General features: G+C 75.0%; 14 protein-coding genes and 2 tRNA genes. 9 read left to right on the top strand and 7 right to left on the bottom strand.

All coding sequences use genetic code 11. The annotated features are described in order from the left end of the window. Positions 1-15: 15 nt before the first annotated feature. Positions 16-1,605: an alpha/beta hydrolase gene (locus QYM41_RS15990; protein WP_368800767.1), complete on the top strand. Its 1,590-nt coding sequence runs from the start codon at positions 16-18 to the stop codon at positions 1,603-1,605. Here the strand turns inward: QYM41_RS15990 and QYM41_RS15985 are convergent. Continuing rightward, a complete protein-coding gene (locus tag QYM41_RS15985) occupies positions 1,557-2,303 on the bottom strand; it encodes an HAD-IA family hydrolase (RefSeq protein ID WP_368800766.1) in 747 nt (248 codons plus the stop codon). The genes QYM41_RS15990 and QYM41_RS15985 overlap by 49 nt on opposite strands. A 213-nt stretch (positions 2,304-2,516) precedes the next feature. On the opposite strand from QYM41_RS15985, the gene QYM41_RS15980 reads away from it, so the two are divergent. Then, a tRNA-Thr gene (locus tag QYM41_RS15980) sits at positions 2,517-2,592 on the top strand. Positions 2,593-2,816: 224 nt separating this feature from the next. Further along, positions 2,817-3,803 (top strand): hypothetical protein, encoded by a 987-nt coding sequence (locus tag QYM41_RS15975; RefSeq protein ID WP_368800765.1) that lies wholly within the window; start codon positions 2,817-2,819, stop codon positions 3,801-3,803. Between the two features lie 770 nt (positions 3,804-4,573). Here the strand turns inward: QYM41_RS15975 and QYM41_RS15970 are convergent. After that, a complete protein-coding gene (locus tag QYM41_RS15970; RefSeq protein ID WP_368800764.1) occupies positions 4,574-6,427 on the bottom strand; it encodes a sensor histidine kinase in 1,854 nt (617 codons plus the stop codon). A 79-nt stretch (positions 6,428-6,506) separates the two neighbouring features. On the opposite strand from QYM41_RS15970, the gene QYM41_RS15965 reads away from it, so the two are divergent. From QYM41_RS15965 to QYM41_RS15945, 5 genes are all read left to right on the top strand, one after another. Further along, on the top strand, positions 6,507-7,604 hold the full coding sequence (locus QYM41_RS15965) for a PP2C family protein-serine/threonine phosphatase (protein WP_368800763.1): 1,098 nt from the start codon (positions 6,507-6,509) through the stop codon (positions 7,602-7,604). Next, positions 7,601-9,556, top strand: coding sequence for a glycosyltransferase family 2 protein (locus QYM41_RS15960; protein ID WP_368800762.1), 1,956 nt, complete (start codon positions 7,601-7,603; stop codon positions 9,554-9,556). Before QYM41_RS15965 ends, QYM41_RS15960 begins: the two co-directional genes overlap by 4 nt. Beyond that, the gene (locus QYM41_RS15955) at positions 9,540-9,872 is read left to right on the top strand and encodes an STAS domain-containing protein (RefSeq protein WP_368800761.1); all 333 of its coding nucleotides are present in this window, start codon (positions 9,540-9,542) and stop codon (positions 9,870-9,872) included. Before QYM41_RS15960 ends, QYM41_RS15955 begins: the two co-directional genes overlap by 17 nt. Further along, on the top strand, positions 9,865-10,296 hold the full coding sequence (locus QYM41_RS15950; RefSeq protein ID WP_368800760.1) for an ATP-binding protein: 432 nt from the start codon (positions 9,865-9,867) through the stop codon (positions 10,294-10,296). The genes QYM41_RS15955 and QYM41_RS15950 overlap by 8 nt, the downstream gene beginning before the upstream one ends. 253 nt (positions 10,297-10,549) lie before the next feature. Then, positions 10,550-11,137, top strand: a complete 588-nt coding sequence (locus QYM41_RS15945; RefSeq protein WP_368800759.1) for a glycosyltransferase family 2 protein — start codon at positions 10,550-10,552, stop codon at positions 11,135-11,137. 16 nt (positions 11,138-11,153) lie between these two features. On the opposite strand, the gene QYM41_RS15940 is transcribed toward QYM41_RS15945, so the two are convergent. From QYM41_RS15940 to QYM41_RS15925, 4 genes are all read right to left on the bottom strand, one after another. Then, positions 11,154-11,453: a hypothetical protein gene (locus QYM41_RS15940; protein ID WP_368800758.1), complete on the bottom strand. Its 300-nt coding sequence runs from the start codon at positions 11,451-11,453 to the stop codon at positions 11,154-11,156. 92 nt (positions 11,454-11,545) lie between these two features. Beyond that, positions 11,546-12,010 carry a hypothetical protein gene (locus tag QYM41_RS15935; protein WP_368800757.1) on the bottom strand — a complete coding sequence of 155 codons (465 nt, stop codon included), beginning with the start codon at positions 12,008-12,010 and terminating at the stop codon, positions 11,546-11,548. 149 nt (positions 12,011-12,159) lie between these two features. Beyond that, a complete protein-coding gene (locus QYM41_RS15930) occupies positions 12,160-13,143 on the bottom strand; it encodes an NAD(P)H-quinone oxidoreductase (protein WP_368800756.1) in 984 nt (327 codons plus the stop codon). 101 nt (positions 13,144-13,244) lie between these two features. Beyond that, positions 13,245-14,681 carry a cryptochrome/photolyase family protein gene (locus tag QYM41_RS15925; RefSeq protein WP_368800755.1) on the bottom strand — a complete coding sequence of 479 codons (1,437 nt, stop codon included), beginning with the start codon at positions 14,679-14,681 and terminating at the stop codon, positions 13,245-13,247. A 94-nt stretch (positions 14,682-14,775) separates the two neighbouring features. On the opposite strand from QYM41_RS15925, the gene QYM41_RS15920 reads away from it, so the two are divergent. After that, positions 14,776-14,863, top strand: a tRNA-Ser gene (locus QYM41_RS15920). A gap of 87 nt (positions 14,864-14,950) precedes the next feature. Here QYM41_RS15920 and QYM41_RS15915 read toward each other — a convergent pair. Beyond that, complete coding sequence (locus QYM41_RS15915; protein ID WP_368800754.1) at positions 14,951-15,862, bottom strand: type IV toxin-antitoxin system AbiEi family antitoxin domain-containing protein; 912 nt, start codon at positions 15,860-15,862, stop codon at positions 14,951-14,953. Positions 15,863-16,086: the final 224 nt, after the last annotated feature.

Here is a 16,086-nt window from a genome sequence, read left to right as displayed (position 1 = left end):
CCCTCGAGGAGCCCCATGACCCGCCGTGCCGCCCCCTCGCGCCGCGCCCTCCTGCCCGCCACGGCCGCGCTGACCGCGGCCGGCCTGCTCCTGAGCGGATGCTCCTCCCTCGGGGCCGGCGCCACGGGCGAGCCGACGTCCGGGGGCGCCACCGGCGCCGTCGTCGAGGGCACCCCCGCGGACCTGGAGCGCTACTACACCCAGACCGTGGTCTGGGAGGACTGCGCGTTCGAGGTGCCGACGAACGGCGCGCAGGACGACCTGCAGTGCGCCGACGTCGAGGTGCCCCTCGACTACGCCGACCCGGCCGGGGAGACGACCACCGTGGTGATGTCGCGCCTGCCCGCCCGCGGGGACGCCCGCGGCAGCCTGCTCCTCAACCCCGGCGGGCCCGGCGCCTCCGGGGTGGACGCGATGCTCTACGCGCAGTACACGGTCTCGGGCGACGTGCGCGAGGCCTACGACGTGGTCGGCTTCGACCCCCGCGGCGTGAGCCGTTCGGAGGGGATCGAGTGCCTCTCGGACGCGGAGCTGGACGCGTGGCGCGCGGAGCCGATGGCCGACCCCGGTTCCCGGCCGGCCGCGGAGATCCGCGAGGAGTACGAGCGGCTGGGCGCCGCGTGCGTGCAGGACTCGGGGGAGCTCGTGGCCGAGATGGACACGGTGAGCGCCGCCCGGGACATGGACGTGCTCCGGGCCGTCCTGGGCGACGAGCGGACGACCTACCTGGGCTTCTCCTACGGCACGTACCTCGGCGCCGTGTACGCCGAGCTCTTCCCCGACCGGACCGGGCGCTTCGTGCTCGACGGCGGGGTGGATCCCGGCCTCAGCGACATGGAGGCCACCACGGACCAGGCCGAGGGCTTCGAGGCGAACCTGCGCCACTGGGTGCAGCAGTGCCAGTTCGAGAACCCGGACTGCGTGGTGGCCGACGTCTCCGTGGACGAGGCGATGAACCGGATCCAGGAGCTGATCGCCTCCGTCGAGGAGGGGACCGTGACCGCCGCGGACGGCCGCCGGGTGACCGCCACCAACGTGGTGGAGGGCATCCTCGGGCCCCTCTACGCGACCACCACCTACGAGAGCCTCAACGAGTCCCTCGGCGCCGCCTTCGAGGGCGACTTCTCCGCCCTGCTCGCCCAGTCGGACCTCACGCACGGGCGCGACGCCGAGGGACGGTACACGAGCAACACCACCGTGGCGTTCACCGCCGTCAACTGCCTCGACCGCCCCGGGGGCACGGTCACGGAGGAGCAGATGGCCCGGCACCAGGAGGAGCTGGAGCGGGTCGCCCCGACCTTCGGCCCGTACCTGGGCTACGGCGACGCCGCGTGCCAGGGGTGGCCCGCCGAGCCGGCGGGCCTCGACGAGCCGCTTGACGCCGAGGGCGCCGGGCCCCTCCTGGTGGTGGGCACCACGCACGACCCCGCGACCCCCTACGCCTGGTCCGAGGCCCTCGTGGCGCAGCTCGACGACGCCCGGCTGCTGACCTACGACAGCTACGGCCACACCGCCTACACGTCCGGCAACCGCTGCGTGCAGGAGGCCGTGGACTCCTACCTGCTCGAGGGGGAGCTCCCCCCGCCGGGGACGACCTGCTCCTGAGCCCGGACCAGGCCGGGGAGGTCCCGCACCGAGTCGACCACCACGTGGGCGCCGGCCGCGCGCAGGGCGGCGGCGTCGTGCGCCCCCGTGCGGACGCCGACCACCGCGGCGGAGCCGGCCCGCAGACCGGCCTGCACGTCCGCCGCGGTGTCCCCCACGACCATGACGCGGCGGACGTCGCCGAGGTCCAGCGCCAGCACGGCGGTGAGCACCATGTCCGGCCAGGGCCGCCCGCGCCCGGCGTCCGAGGGGCACAGGCTGAGGTCGGCCAGGCCCGTCCAGCCGAGCTGCTCCAGGAGGGTGTTGAGGCTGTGCCGGTTGTAGCCGGTGGCCAGGCACACCCGCAGACCGGCCTCGCGCAGCGCCAGGACGGCCTGCTCCGCGCCCTCCACCGGGGTGACCCCCTCGGTGGCCAGCAGCTCGTCGAGGTGCTGCTCGAAGTCCCGGACGGCGCGCCGCGCCCGCTCGGGGTCGGACGCGAACAGCTGCTCGAGCACCCCCGTCTTGGACTGCCCCAGCGTGTCCCGGACGTGGTGGAGCATCCCCCGGAAGCGCTCGGTCCCCGGGTCGACGCCGAGGCCGGTCACGGTGCGCTCGAACGCCCGCTCCATGATGCCGTTGTCGTGGAACACGGTCCCGGACATGTCGAGGAAGGCCAGCTCGAGGTCCGGCGCGATGGCGCTGTCCGGGATGGGCACGGGGCTGCTCCTGTTCCGGGCGGACCGCAGCGGCCCGCCCCGTCGTCGTGTCCGTCCATGCTGCGGTCCGCTCCCCCGGGCCGGTAAGGCGGGGCAGCCGAAGAGCCGGTGAACTCCCGGGGAACGCCCGCACACCGCCCCGATTGGGGTGGCCCCCGGGCTCTCTGCTACAGTTTCATCTGCACTGAGGCCGTCCCGGACGGCCGCGTGCACGCCTCCTTAGCTCAGTCGGTAGAGCGTTTCACTCGTAATGAAAAGGTCGTCGGTTCGATTCCGACAGGAGGCTCCACCCGGACGAAGGCTCCGGACCCCGCGGGGTCCGGAGCCTTCGTCGTGGCACCGGGCCCCGGCCGGCCCGGCCTCCGCACCCCGCCCCGGACGGCCGTCACAGTGACGTCACCGCTGGTCACAGCGGTGTTGGCGGCCGGGGTCCGCCGTACGCTGAGGCCATTGCGGGCGGTTCGCCGACCTCGGGAGACGATCCGCCACCTCGGACCACCTGGGCGGTGCACCATGCAACGGAGTTCCCGGAAGCGGCTCTGCGTCCTCGTCCTGGCCGCCGCGGCCCTGGCCGTGCCGGCCTGCGGCGGCCCGCCCGGCCCCGACCCGGCCCCGTCGGCCCCGTCCGCCCCGGCGCCTCCGGGCTCCGGCACGGCCACGGACCCGGCGGCGCCCCCGGACCCCACCACCCCGCCGGGCGACCCCGGCGACCCCCCGGTCTCGCGCATCCTGACCTGGCTGCGCATGGGGCCCACCGGGGAGGGGACCCCGCTGTGGTACGACCCCCTGAAGGACGGGGAGTGCGACGACGAGCAGCTGCTCGACTCCCGGGGCCAGCCGATCCCGCGGGCCGGCGCCATCCTGTGCGAGGCCGCCCGGAGCAACGACCCCGAGCTGTGGCGGGAGGGCGAGGAGGCCCTGGCCGCGGCCCCGGCCCCCGGCAGCTGCTGGGAGGAGGAGACCGTGGCGGGCCTGCGGCGGCTGGTCGACTTCCACCGCCGGGTCCCGGAGGTGGTGCCCGAGTTCCGGGTCCCTGACGGCACCGCCTGTCCCCTCGTTCTGGAGAGCCTCGTCTCGCCCCTGGCGCCGGGGGTCGAGGGCCTGGAGATCCCCGTCTCGACCTGCGGGGGCGCCCCGGTCTTCCTGCAGGGCAATCTCGAGTGGGTGCCGCCCGAGGGCATCCGCGCCGTGACGGTCGGCACCGCGGCGGTTCCGGTGGAGCAGGGCAACGGGGGCCTGTTCTTCCGAGCCCCCGCGTCCGACGTGACCGGCCACGTCCCGGTGGTCGTCTCGGACGCGGACTGGCCCGTCGGCGGCCTGGCCCACCTGGTCTACCAGCTGCCGGCGTCCTCCTGCCCCGCGCCGCCGCCGGCGGCACCGGGGCCGCCGGCCCCGACGGGGGCGCCCGCACCGACGACCGCCCCCGCGCCGGGGACCGGCCCGACGGCGGCACCCGCGCCGGCGACCACGCCTGCGACCGTGCCGACGGTGCCTCGGTGACGGAGCCCGGACCGGCTCCGCTGTGGACGCGCCTGGTCCAGGCCGTCTCGGAGCTGGGCATCTCGCTGAGCCTGCTCTCGGCCCTGCTCGTCTACTACGGCTGGGTCCGTGCCGAGGCCCAGGCCCGGGCGATGGGCCTGGACGTCCACCTCTTCGGGTACACCACCCAGGACTACCTGCTGCTGAGCATCAGCTCCCTGTACGTCCAGCTCTTCTGGATCGCCGTGGCCGTGCTCGCCGGGGTGTGGGCGGACCGCCGGGTCCGCGAGCGCGTCGACGCCCGGGTCCGACGCTCCGGCAGCGCCCCGGTCGCCCGGTGGGCGCGCCGGGGGACGTGGCTCCTCGTGGGGCTGGCCGCCGCCGGGCTGGTCCTGGAGCGGCTGGTCCGGGGGCACCCGGAGGCCTGGCTCGTCCCCTTCGTGACCGCGCTGTGCGTCCTGGGCGCCGTGTGGGCGGCCGGCCTCCGGCGGCGCGCCACCGCTCCGGCCGGGCCGGCCGGCACACCGCGGGACACGCCGCCGCGGGTCGCCCCGCGGGGCCAGCTCCTGGGCGCCGCCGCGCTGGTGTCGGTGGTCGGCCTCCTGGTCTTCTCCGGCACCTCGGCCGTGGCGAAGGAGACGGGACGGATCATGGCCGGCGAGCTGCAGGACCAGCTGGGGTCGATGCCGCGCACGGTCGTCTACAGCGAGGAGCCGCTGCACGTGGGGCTGCCCGGGGTCGGCACGGAGCAGGTGGGCACGGCGGACGACCCGCTCTACCGCTACGACGGGCTACGGCTGCTCACGCTGCGGGGCGGCCGGTACTTCCTGCTGCCCGAGCGCTGGACCGTCGCCGGGAGCACGGTCCTGGTGCTGTCCGACGACGACTCGATCCGGCTGGAGTACAGCCGCTGATCCGTGCTGCTCCGCCCGGGCGGCGGGCCGGGCCGCGGGCCGCGCGTCGTCCTGCGTGCCGGCCGGTGCTGCCGCGGGAGCGGCGGCGGGCAGGGTGACGGTGACGACCGTCCCCTCCCCCGGCGCGCTCTCGCACCGGACGCTCCCGCCGTGGCGCTGGACGATCTCGTGCACCACCGCCAGCCCCAGGCCCAGCCCGGGGATCGCGCTCATCCGGGCGTTGCGGCTGCGGAAGAACCGGCCGAACACGTTCTCGGCGTCCTCGGGGCGCATCCCCATGCCCCGGTCGGCCACCTGCACCTGCACGGTGCTCCCGGCCGGGAGGACCCGGACCGTGACCGGCCCGCCGTCCGGGGAGTACTTGATGGCGTTCGAGAGCAGGTTGTCGAGCACCTGCCCCAGGCGCACGGGATCACAGCGCAGCACGAGACGGGAGGGCGCGTCGACGTGCAGCACCACGCCCGCCTCCGCCGCCCGCAGCCCGGCCGCCGCGACGGACTGCTGCACGACCTCGACGAGGTCGGCCGGGGCCTGCTGCAGCTCGAGGCCGGGGCCTGCGGTGCGGAGGAGGTCCTCGACCAGGACGAGCAGCTGGTCGGCGTTGCGCTCGATCACCTCCAGCCCGGAGCGGACGTGGCCGGGGAGCCCGCCGTCCATGGCCAGGAGCTCCGTGTAGCCGCGGATGGACGTCAGGGGTGTGCGCAGCTCGTGGGAGACGCCCGCCAGGAAGTCGTCCTTGGCCTGCAGCGCCGTCACGAGCTCGGTCACGTCGTTGAAGGACAGCACGGAGCCCTCGGTCTCCCCCGCCTCGTCCCGGAGCACCCGGGCGGACACGGAGAGCACCCGCTGGAGCGGAGGCTCCCCGGCCCAGACGAGGACGTCGGAGAAGGACTCGCCCCGGATGGCCCGGAGGGCGGGGCGGCCGTCCACCGGCAGCGGCGTCCCGGCGCCGTCCGCGTAGAGGCGCAGGTCCGCCTCCGCGCCGTCCCGCATCCCCTCGGGCAGGGACAGCTCGTGGATGAGGCGTTGGCGCCGGTTCATGAGGATGTCGTGGCCGTGCTCGTCGATCGCCAGCACGCCGACGTCCACCGTGTCCAGGACGGTGTGGAGCAGCCGCTCGCGCCGCGCGGTCACGGCCAGCAGCCGGCGCAGCTCCACGTCCTTGGCCTCGAGCTCCGCGTTCTGGCGCTCCATGCTGGTCGAGAGCACCTGGACGGTGAGCCCGATCCCCAGGAGCATGAACGGGATCAGCAGCGGAGCCGTCAGCAGCTCCGCGCTCAGCGGCCGCGGCGGGACCACGAGCGGGACCCAGACCATGGCGAGGGTCAGCAGGAACCCCAGGGGGGCGGACGCCCGCGGCAGCACCCCCGAACCGGTGAACCAGATGACGGGGAAGGCCGCCATGACGCCCACGCCCGTCACCGTGTTCAGGGTGCCCTCCCGCAGCAGGGTGAGGGGGACGAAGTCCAGGACCGGCACCACCAGGAACGCCCCGTAGGGCAGGCGGTCCCACGGGACCAGCACGCACAGGGCCGTCAGTGCCACCGTGAGCGCCAGGGCCAGCTGCACCCGCAGGTCCTGCCGCAGCGGCTCGTGCACCACCCAGATCCCGGCGACGAGCACCACGGTCGTGACGAAGAACGGCAGCTGGCTCAGGAGCACGCGCGAGCGCATCGACAGCTCGTGGAAGCTGATCCGGTCGAGGGAGAGGACGGTGAGCAGGCGGTCCACGGGAGATCTCCTCCGACAAGGTGCGTCACCCTCGGGGGGTCGGGATGACAATTGCAAAGAATAGCGGCTTAATGGGGTCATGACCCCCTCCCCCCAGGGTCGCCGTGCCGTCGTGATCGAAGACCACGACGACATCCGCAACCTCCTCGCCCAGACCATCGGCATGCGCGGCTTCGCCGTGACGACCGCCGCGACCGGCCTCGAGGGCCTCGAGGCCGTCCGTCGCGACGGCGCCGACCTCATCACCCTGGACCTCAACCTCCCGGACCTCGACGGCCTGGAGGTCTGCCGGCGGGTCCGGCAGTTCTCCGACGCCTACCTGCTCATGGTCACGGCCCGGCCGGGCGAGATCGACCGGCTGGAGGGTCTCGAGCTCGGGGCGGACGACTACATCAGCAAGCCGTTCAGCCCGCGGGAGCTGCAGGCCCGGATCGAGGCGATGTTCCGCCGGCCGCGGGCCCGGGCGGAGCAGGCCGACGCCGAGGAGCTGCGCCGGGCCGCCGAGGTCCAGCGCAGCCTGCTGCCCTCCTGCGCGCCGTCCGTGCCCGGCTACGACGTGGCCGGCGCGTGCCGCCCCTCCCGCAGCGTGGGCGGGGACTTCTTCGACTGGTACGCGACCGGGGGCGGGCTGCAGGTCTCCCTGGCCGACGCCATGGGCAAGGGCATGGGCGCCGCGCTCATCGCCGCCACCGTGCGGGCCGTGCTGCGCTCCGCGGCCGGGCAGCCCGACATGGAGAGGGCCTTCCGGGACACGTGCCGGCACCTCGAGAACGACCTCGCCCACTCCGACTCCTTCGTCACCCTCTTCCACGCCCGCCTGGACACGGCCGACGGCGGCGTGGAGTACGTCGACGCGGGCCACGGGCTGGGCCTGCACGTGCGTGCGGACGGGACCGACCGGCTGCGCCCGGGCGGGCCCCCCGTGGGCGCGGTGCCCGGGACGCAGTGGGTGCCCGGCCGGATCGTGCTCGCGCCCGGGGACGCGCTCGTCGTCGTCAGCGACGGCCTCCTCGACGCCTACGAGGACGTCGACGACGCCGTGCGGGCGGTCGCCGGCGTGGTCGCCCGGCACGAGGACGCCCAGGAGATCTGCACCGGGGTCCTCGACCTGGCCGCCGGGGAGTCCCTCTCCGACGACGTCACCGCCGTGGTCGTCCGGCGCCGGGCCGCCCCGTGAACCGCTTCCTCGTCCGCCTGCTGGTGGTGCTGACGCTGCTGCTCGGCGTCAACTACATCGCCTGGCGCTGGCTCGAGTCGCTGAACTGGGCCGCGTGGTGGATCGCCGTGCCGCTGGTGCTCGCGGAGACCTACAGCCTCATCGACGTCTCGCTGTTCGGGCTCACGGTGTGGCGGCTCCGGCGCCGGGGGGAGGCCGGCGCCCCGCCGGCGGGCGCCACGGTCGACGTCTTCATCACCACCTACGACGAGCCGCTGGACCTCGTGATGGGCACGGCCCTCGCGGCACAGGCGATCCGGCACCCGCACAGCACCTGGATCCTCGACGACGGGGCCCGCCCCGAGCTCGAGGCGCTCGCCGCCGAGCACGGACTGGGCTACCTGACGCGCAGCGAGGACTGGGCCGACCGGCCGCGCCACGCCAAGGCCGGCAACCTCAACAACGCCCTCATGAGCACCCAGGGCGAGTTCCTCCTGATCCTGGACGCCGACCAGGTGCCGGACCCGGCCATCCTGGACCGCACCCTGGGCTGGTTCAACGACCGCAAGGTGGCCCTCGTCCAGACCCCGCAGTGGTTCGTCAACGTGCCCCGCCACGACCCGCTGGGCAGCCAGGCCCCCCTGTTCTACGGGCCCATCCAGCAGGGCAAGGACGGCTGGAACGCCGCCTTCTTCTGCGGCTCCAACGCGATCCTGCGCCGCGAGGCGCTCATGCAGCTCGGGCTCACCGGCTACGTCCGCGAGGTCGAGCAGGACGTCAAGGACGCCCTCGCCCGCACGCGGGCGGCGCTGCGGAAGGCCCGGCGCGCCCCGGAGGCCTCGAACCCCGTCGTGGCCGGGATGCTCGACGACGTCGAGACCGCCACCGAGCGGGCCCGCGCCGAGCTGCGGGCCGGCGCGCCCCTGACCGAGCTGACCTACCGGCTGCAGCGGGAGGTGGACGCGGCGGCCCGGCGGACGGTCACCCGGGACTTCTCCCAGATCGAGGCCGACCTCGCCTCGATCGCCGCCCTCGAGCTGCCCCCGGAGGACGGCATGGTGTGGCCGGACGAGCTCGCCTCCGCCGTGGACCGGATGTCCCGCCGCGACCTGTCCCCGCTGGCCGCCGTGGAGCCCGTCCGGGAGGTGCTCGACGCCGTCTCCGTGGACCGCCCCGGCGAGGCCCAGCCGGTGATGCCGCTGGCCACGATCTCGGTGACCGAGGACATGGCCACCGCGATGCGCCTGCACGGGCTGGGCTGGCGCAGCGTCTACCACCACGAGGTCCTCGCCCACGGGCTGGCCCCGGAGGACCTCAAGACCATGCTCACCCAGCGCCTGCGCTGGGCACAGGGCACGGTGCAGGTCCTGCTCCGGGAGAACCCGCTGCTGCAGCGCCGGCTCCGCTGGGGGCAGCGGCTGATGTACTTCGCCACCATGTGGAGCTACCTCAGCGGCTTCGCGGCCGTCGTCTACTTCGCCGCCCCGATCGTGTACCTGGTGCTGGGGATCCTGCCGGTCACGAGCCTCAGCTGGGACTTCTTCGTCCGGTTCATCCCGTTCATGGTGGTCAACCAGCTGCTGTTCCTGGTGGTGGGCCGCGGCATCCCCACGTGGCGGGGCCAGCAGTACAGCCTGGCCCTGTTCCCCATCTGGATCAGGGCGTGCACCACGGCCGCGCGCAACGTGTGGTTCGGCCGCCCGCTCGGCTTCGCGGTCACGCCGAAGGTGCGGCAGGACTCCGGTCCCGCCTGGCACCTGATCCGGCCGCAGCTGGTGGTGATGGGGCTGCTGGCGGCGGCCCTCGTGGTGGGGACCGTGCGGCTGGCGGCCGGGCTGAACGAACCGGTGGGAACCCTGGTCAACGTGGCCTGGGTCGCCTTCGACCTGGTGGTGCTGAGCGTGCTCGTCACCGCCGCGAGATACACGGGCTACGAGCCCGAGGAGAGGAGTGCCGATGCAGTTCACGGTTGAGCAGAAGCCGGGGTTCGCCCACGTCACGGGGACCGGGCGGCTGAACATGGTGGGAGCGCCCAAGCTCCGGGAGGTCGTGACGCAGGTCGTCGGCGAGGGCAGCAACCACGTGGTGGTCGACCTCGGCGGCACCGAGTTCATGGACTCCTCCGGCCTGGGCGCCCTCATCGGGTGCCTCAAGCTGGCCCGCCAGGCCGGCGGCGACCTGCGGATCGCCAACGTCCGCCCCCAGGTGCGCATGGTGCTCGAGCTCACGAGCATGCACCGCGTCCTGACCCCCTACGACACCGCCGACGCGGCCTTCGCCGATGACTGAGCCCGGCTCCCGCCGCGCGCGCCGGGGCCCGGCCGACGCCCGGACGGTGGACGCCCTGCACGAGGACCTGGACGCGCTGTGGGACGAGGCCGGGTTCGTGCCCGAGTCCGACCGGATGGCCTTCACCCTCGCGGTGGTCGAGGCGGCCGGCAACGTGGTGGTCCACGCGGTGCCCGCCGCGGAGGAGCCGATCGAGCTCGCGGTGGAGCTGGCCGCGGACCCGCAGCGGCTGGAGGCGCGGATCTACGAGATCGGCGCCGCCCCGGCACAGGTGGACCTCTCCGGGCCCATGGCGCAGGAGCACCACGAGTCCGGCCGCGGGCTGGCCCTGATCCAGGCTCTCGTCAGCCGCGTGGTGTTCGAGCGCCACGGGGACACGAACGTCTGGAAGCTGTGCCGGGAGTGCGGGCGGGACGAGGCCTAGGCGTCCCCAGGTGCCCCCGGAGGCTCCTCCGAGCGCACCCGGGAGAGCCTTTGGGAGCACCGTCCGGAAGGTCGCCCGTCCCCTGATTTGCGGATGTAAACTGTCGGCCCCGGTGCCTAGACTTCGGTCCAGGACAACACGTCAGGGGGCTCACGTTGTCACCGCAAGCACTCGCACAGCAACCGGTCCAGCGCCCCGCCGCGGGAGGACGTCGGCGGCGGGACGCGGACCGAGGACACCGGGAGGCGACGTCATGATCGCCGCGATCATTCCCGCGCACGACGACGCCGCGCGCGTCCGGCACGCGGTCGACTCCCTCCACCGCCAGACGCGCCCGCCGGAGCGCATCCTCGTGATGTCGGACGACTCGACCGACGCCACGGTCGAAGTCGCCCTGGAGGCCGGCGCCGAGGTCCTGCTCACCGTGGACAACCGGCAGGACCGGGCCGGGGCGCTCAACCAGGCCCTGGGCACCGTCCGGATGGCGCCGGACGACCTCGTGCTGGTCCTCGAGCCCGGGGTCCGGCTGCCACCGGGCTTCCTGGACCGCGCCCTGGCCGCCCTCCGGGACCGCAACGTGGGGGCCGTCCCCGTCCGGTCCGCCGCCGGCGGCACGGCCGCCCTGATCCGCTGGCAGGCACTCCAGGACGTCCACCGGTCCTTCGGCCGCTACTGCGACCAGGGACCGGTCACCGGCCGGCTGGGCCTGGCCCTGGACCTCGAGGCGGTCGGCTGGCACCTCAGCCCGCTCGCCGAGGCCGACGAGGACCGGCCCGACCCGGACGAGCGCGTCACGGCCCTGCCGCTCGAGGTGGTCCGGGCGGAGCCGGCGGCCGCCTGAGCCGCCACCGCGCCGCTCAGCCGCGGGCGGCGCGGCCCACGACGACCGCCGCCGCGCCCACCAGCACCGTGCCGGTCAGGCACCCGATCGGGATCGGCAGGCAGCACCCGCCCACCGAGACGTCCGTGCCGCGGCGGGTCCGGGTGGACCAGCGCGGGAAGGGCAGCAGCCGGACGCCGGAGCGGCGGCCGGGCAGGTCGTAGCCGGGGCCGAACCGGCCGGGACCCCCGCGGCCGGGGCGGCCGAGGGGTGAGCGGGGCCGGTGGGCGCCGAACGCCTCGCCGGCCGCGCGGGGGTCGACTGCGGGAGTGCTCATGCCACCATCACAGCATCAGCAGGCTGTCGGGTCCACCCTCCGCGCACCGGAGAGCCGACGGGGACTCCGCGCTGCACGGGACGGGGACCGGTTCAACCCCGCTGCAGCAGCTCCCGCGCGTGCTCCACGTGCTCCCGCACCGCCTCGGCCCGGCGGACCACCGCGTCCAGCCGGTGGGCGGCGGACTCGTCCGCCGCCGCCGTGAACCGGGCCATCGTCAGGGCCTCCGCCGCCTGGGCCATCGCGTTGCCGGCCCGGGAGAGCTCGCGGTGGACGTCATTGAGGTAGCCGCCCGGGGAGGCCGGGATGTCGTAGCTGCGGCTGGGCGCCGTGCGCTGGGCCGCGGCGCACACGGCCCGCACCTCGGGCAGCAGATCGGCGAGCGCGTTGGCGGTCGGCACCACGGACTGGGCGAGCGCGTGGTCCGGCAGGGACTCGAGGATCTGGTGGAACCGGTCCAGACCCCGGCGGAACCGGTCGTGGGCACGGCGCCACACGCCCAGCCCGAGCTCGGCCTCGTCACGGCGAGCGGCGCGGTAGTCGCGCAGGAATGCCACGGGCGGTCCTTTCACGGAGGGGACGGTCCATCCTACGGTGCCGCGGCCCGCCCTCCGTGCGCCGGAGGACCGCCCGCCGGAGCCCCGGAGGCTCCTGGACGGGGCCGGACGCCGGTGCGCCCAGGGGGCGGGGCCGCGCGCCGGTGCGCTCAGGGGACGAGGAGGACCTTCCCGATGTGCGAGCCGGAGTCGAAGTACTCGTGGGCGTGCGCGACCTCGTCCAGGGGGAAGGTGCGGTCCACGACCGGGCGGACGGCCCCGGACTCGACGTGCGGCCACACGTGCTCCCGGACCGCCGCCATGATGCGGGTCTTCTCCGCGACCGGCCGCGGGCGCAGCGTGGTGCCGATCACGGCGGCCCGCTTGGCCATGAGCTTGCCGAGGTCCAGCTCCCCCGTCCGCCCGCCCTGGGTGGCGATGACGGCGATGCGCCCGCTGGTGGCCAGCGCGTCCAGGTTGCGCCCCAGGTAGGACCCGCCCACGACGTCGAGCACGATGTCGGCGCCGTGGCCGTCCGTGAGCTCCCGGACCCGCTCCACGAAGTCCTCCTGCCGGTAGTCGATCGGCTCCGCGCCGAACGCCCGTGCGGCCTCGGCCTTCTCCGGGCTGCCGACCGTGGTCAGCACGCGCAGGCCGAGGGCCCGGCACATCTGCAGAGCGTTGGTGCCGATCCCGCCCGTGCCGCCGTGCACCAGGACGGTCTCGCCCTCGCGGGCGGCGGCGGCCATGAAGACGTTGGAGAAGACGGTGGCGCAGACCTCCGGCAGCCCGGCGGCGGCCACGAGGTCCACACCGGCGGGCGCGCGCAGGACCTGACCGGCCGGGACCACGACCTCCTCGGCGTAGCCGCCGGAGTCCAGGAGGGCGACGACCTCGTCCCCCGGGGCGAGACCGGCGTCCTGGGGCACCGCGGCGCCGAGCTCCTGCACCGTTCCGGAGACCTCGAGGCCGAAGACCGAGGACGCGCCGGGCGGGACCGGGTACTTGCCCTGGCGCTGCATGACGTCGGCCCGGTTGATCCCGGCGGCGCGCACCCGGATCCGCACGCCGTCGGGCGTGAGCTCCGGGGCGGGGACCTCGGTGACGGCGAGGACCTCCGGTCCGCCGGGGGTGGTCTCGAGCACTGCGCGCATGGTGGGGCCTTCCGGTCGGGGACGTCGTGCGCTCCCATTGTGTCCCGGGGCGGGGTGCCGGTCACCCGGCGTCGGCCGCTGGCGAACGCAGGCGCCGGGGCTCAGCGGATGGAGGCGTAGGCGTCCAGGGCCCGGGCGCGGCTGGCCGGCAGGTCCACCACCGGCGCGGGGTAGCCCACGGACGGCCCGAGCAGGCCCGGCTCGTGCGGGTCCACGCCCTGCCCGCCGGCCAGCTCGGGGACCCACCGGCGGATGTAGCGGGCCTCGGGGTCGAACTTCCGGCCCTGGGTCACCGGGTTGAAGATGCGGAAGAACGGGCTGGCGTCCGCGCCGGAGCCGGCGACCCACTGCCAGTTCCCCGGGCCGCAGGCCGGCTCGGCGTCCACCAGGGTGTCCCAGAACCACTGCTCCCCGGCCCGCCAGTCGACCAGCAGGTTCTTGGCGAGCAGGGACCCGGCGACCATCCGGACCCGGTTGTGCATCCAGCCCGTGGCCCGCAGCTGCCGCATGCCCGCGTCCACGAGGGGGAAGCCGGTGCGCCCCTCCTGCCAGGCCCGCACGTCGGCGGCGGCCTCCACCGGGTCCCGCCACGGGAACGCGTCGAAGGCCGGGCGGACGTGGCGCACGTGCAGGTCCGGCACCTGGTGGAGCAGGTGCCAGTTGAACTCCCGCCACCCCAGTTCGGTCAGGAACTTCTCCAGCCCGGGGCTGCTCCCCCGCTCGGACCGGTGCCGGACCGCCGCGTCCCACACCGCGAAGGGGCTGATCTCCCCCCACCGCAGGTGCGGGGAGAGCCGGCTCGTGCCGTCCCGGTCGGGCCGGTCGTGGCCCTCGGCGTAGTCCTCGGCGCGGTCCAGGAAGTCGTCCAGCCGCTCCCACGCGGCCGCCTCCCCGGGGGTCCAGGCCGCGGCCAGCCCGGCCGCGCGCTCCGGGTCGGCCACGAGCTCCCAGGCGTCCTGGTCCTCGCCGCCGGCGGCGTCCGCGACCGCCCCGGCCGCGCCCCGGCCCGGAACCGGCACGGGCAGCGGCTGCCGCATCTCCAGCGTCCGGAGCGCCTTCCAGAAGGGGGTGAACACCTTGTACGGCCCGCCCGCCCCGGTGCGCAGGGCCCACGGCTCGTGCAGCAGCGCCGCTTGGAAGGAGTGCGCCTCCACGCCGTGCCCGGCGCACCACTGCTTCACCCCGGCGTCCACGGCGAGCTCGGGCCCCCCGTAGCGGCGGTTCCAGGTCACGCCGCCCGCGCCCGTGCGCCCGAGGACCTCGGGCAGCACCTCCCCCGCCCGGCCGCGCCGCAGCACCAGCGGGATGCCCAGCTCCCGCAGCGACTCCCGCAGGGACCGCAGCGACCCGTCCAGCCACCACCGCGCGGCCGACCCGAGGGGCCGGACCCCCTCGGACTCCTCGTCCAGGACGTAGAGGGCCAGCACCGCGCCGCGCCGGCACGCGGCGTCGAGGGCGGGGTGGTCGGTGACGCGCAGGTCGTCCCGGAACCACACGATCGTCGTCGTCCCGCGGCCGGGTGTCTCGGGTGCGTCCACGCGCCCACCCTACCGGGGCTTTGGCGGCGTTCCCGGCGCCGTGGAAGAATGGGCGACGCGCTCGACCGGCCCTCGCGGGACCGGGCGGGCGCGGGGAAGGTTGTCCGAGCGGCCTAAGGAGCCGGTCTTGAAAACCGGTGTGCGGTGACCCCGTACCAAGGGTTCAAATCCCTTACCTTCCGCCCGCACCACCCCGCCGAGTGACCACGGGTCCGGCGAGTGACCACGCGATCCCGTGGTCACTCGCCGGACCCGTGGTCACTGGCGTCTCAGCGCCGCGCGGACTCCGCCAGCGCGCGGCGCACCGCGGACACCAGGAGCTCCGGTCGCTGCGTCACGGTGGCCCAGTCCGTGCGCAGCACCCGCCAGCCCCGGTTCGTCAGGGCCTTCTCCCGCCGGCGCTCCGCGATCAGCACCTGCGCGGTCTCGCCGTGGACCCCCGAGTACTTGACCATCCCGTCGAACTCGAGGACCACGCGCGCCTCGCGCCAGACGAAGTCCGGGCGGAACACGCCCAGGTCCGTCTCCACCTCGACCTGGAGCTCGGGCAGCGGCAGCCCGGCCCGCACGATCACCAGCCGGGTGAGCGTCTCCCCCACCGATTCCGACCGGGGATCCGCCAGCCCGAGCACGAGCTCGGCCCGGCGGACGCCCCGCCGGCCCGGCAGGCCCGCGCAGCGCGTGAGCAGGTCCTGCCGGCTCACCCCCAGCCGCAGCGCGTGGTCCACCACGGTCAGGGCCGGGGCCAGGGGCAGGAAGCGCCCGCAGTCCAGGGCGGTGCGGGCGTGGGACGTCGCACGGAAGCCGTCGACCTCGATCACGTCGGTGGGCGGCAGCTCGGCCCAGTGGTGGATCACGTGGCGGTTGTTCCGGCTGCCCTGCTGGGACTGCTGGACCACGTGCGGGACCATCGGCCGGTGCAGCACGCGCATCCCGAGCACCGTGGCCGCCGAGTCGCGGCAGAAGACGGGCGGGATGCCGGCGGTCAGGGACACGGCGACGTGTCCCTGGTACGCCCGGTCCCGCTCCGGGAGGCCGTGCCACCACGCGGCGGGCGCGTAGACGCCGGGCAGGACCCGCACGAGGTCCCCGCGGCGGGCGGCACGCTGGGCCGCGGACGGGCCGAGACCCGCCGCCTCCAGCTCGGCGAGGACGAGGAGTCGGTGCGGCAGTCCGGTCACTGCTCCACCGTGGACCCGCGGTCCCCGGTCCGCCCAGGACCCGACGGCGGCTGTGCACGGGCGCGGGTGCGCACCCACAGTGGTCCTGCCGGTGCAGTGCGGCCCGCCCCCCGCGCCGAGTGACCACGCGTCCGGCGAGTGACCACGGGATCGCGTGGTGTTCTATCTCGGGGGTTAATGGACGGTTGTGTCTCGGGGCTTCGTGCACAGTTGTGTCTCGGTGC

The organism is Kocuria oxytropis (genome assembly GCF_040981195.1).
Taxonomy (GTDB): Bacteria; Actinomycetota; Actinomycetes; order Actinomycetales; family Micrococcaceae; genus Kocuria; species Kocuria oxytropis.
The sequence above is the reverse complement of the archived record's forward strand: the minus strand, read 5'-3'. Positions and strand labels throughout refer to the sequence as shown.

What these genes read in the sequence shown, in the direction of transcription:
- QYM41_RS15930 (WP_368800756.1), bottom strand. Translation starts at nt 13,143, where the DNA reads ATGCGCGCAGTGCTCGAGACCACCCCCGGCGGACCGGAGGTCCTCGCC.
- QYM41_RS15955 (WP_368800761.1), top strand. Translation starts at nt 9,540, where the DNA reads ATGCAGTTCACGGTTGAGCAGAAGCCGGGGTTCGCCCACGTCACGGGG.
- QYM41_RS15945 (WP_368800759.1), top strand. Translation starts at nt 10,550, where the DNA reads ATGATCGCCGCGATCATTCCCGCGCACGACGACGCCGCGCGCGTCCGG.
- QYM41_RS15990 (WP_368800767.1), top strand. Translation starts at nt 16, where the DNA reads ATGACCCGCCGTGCCGCCCCCTCGCGCCGCGCCCTCCTGCCCGCCACG.
- QYM41_RS15940 (WP_368800758.1), bottom strand. Translation starts at nt 11,453, where the DNA reads ATGAGCACTCCCGCAGTCGACCCCCGCGCGGCCGGCGAGGCGTTCGGC.
- QYM41_RS15950 (WP_368800760.1), top strand. Translation starts at nt 9,865, where the DNA reads ATGACTGAGCCCGGCTCCCGCCGCGCGCGCCGGGGCCCGGCCGACGCC.
- QYM41_RS15965 (WP_368800763.1), top strand. Translation starts at nt 6,507, where the DNA reads ATGACCCCCTCCCCCCAGGGTCGCCGTGCCGTCGTGATCGAAGACCAC.
- QYM41_RS15975 (WP_368800765.1), top strand. Translation starts at nt 2,817, where the DNA reads ATGCAACGGAGTTCCCGGAAGCGGCTCTGCGTCCTCGTCCTGGCCGCC.